The organism is Catellatospora sp. NPDC049133, from assembly GCF_040648455.1.
Classification (GTDB): domain Bacteria; phylum Actinomycetota; class Actinomycetes; order Mycobacteriales; family Micromonosporaceae; genus Catellatospora; species Catellatospora aurea.
Map to the genome: position 1 here is coordinate 1 of NZ_JBEZDT010000100.1, position 1,062 is coordinate 1,062.

At 67.8% G+C, this 1,062-nt stretch carries 1 protein-coding gene and 1 pseudogene; both read left to right on the forward strand.

Annotated elements, in window-relative coordinates; genetic code table 11:
- A partial coding sequence (locus AB0B35_RS42175; protein WP_361057552.1) for a sugar ABC transporter permease occupies positions 1 to 782 on the forward strand: 782 nt, incomplete at its 5' end.
- Positions 779 to 1,062: pseudogene (locus tag AB0B35_RS42180) on the forward strand (carbohydrate ABC transporter permease); the annotation flags it as partial. The gene AB0B35_RS42175 and the pseudogene AB0B35_RS42180, both read left to right, overlap by 4 nt.

Sequence of the window (1,062 nt, forward strand, 5' to 3'; positions counted from 1 at the left end):
ACGGCTTCAACCTGCCGGAGAACTTCGTCGGGCTGGACAACTTCACCCGCGCCTTCAAGGACCCGACGTTCCTCGGCGACCTGTGGCACACGCTGATCCTGATCACCCTGTCGCTGGTCATCCAGCTCCCGGTCTCCCTGGCCCTGGCGATGCTGCTCAACCAGAAGCTCAAGGGCCGCAGCGTCTACCGCGTCATCTTCTTCGCCCCCTACGTGCTGTCCGAGGTCACCACCGCGGTGCTGTTCACCCTGGTGCTCTCACCCAACCGGGGCCTGGGCGACACGGTGTCGAAGTTGCTGGGCGCCGAGGCGGGCGCGGTTTTCGCCGACCCGGACACGGTGCTGTTCGCGCTGTTCCTGGTGATCTCGTGGAAGTACTTCGGCTTCCACATGATCCTGTACTTGGCGGGCCGGCAGGGCATCCCGGCCGAGCTGACCGAGGCCGCGACCACCGACGGCGCGAGCGCGTGGCAGGTGTTCCGGCACGTGACGCTGCCGCTGCTGGGCCCGACGATCCGGATCAGCGTGTTCCTGTCGGTGATCGGCAGCATCCAGCTGTTCGACATGGTCTGGGTGCTCACCGGCGGCGGCCCGATCCACGCCTCGGAGACCATGGCCGTCACCATGTTCGACCGCGGCTTCCGCCGCTTCGAGGTCGGCTACGCCAGCGCGATCAGCATCGTCATGTTCATGCTGAGCCTCGTCTTCGCCCTGTTCTATCAGCGGTTCGTGCTGCGTCGCGACACCGAGGGCGCGATCACCACCAGGGGAGTGCAACGGTGACCACCACAGACAACCCGGCCGCGCGGGCCCGCCGCGCCGTCCTGCATGTCGTCTCCATCGCGATCGGGGCGCTGATCGTGGTGCCGGTCGGGTTCGGGGTGCTCGGCGGGTTCAAGGACAACGGCCAGCTGTCCACCAACCCCCTCGGCTGGCCCGACCCCTGGCAGCCCGGCAACTACACCGGGATCCTCGCCGACCCCGTCTTCTGGCGACAACTGGCCAACAGCACCCTGATCGCCCTGGCCACCGTCGCCGTCGTCGTCGGCGCCTCCGCCATGGC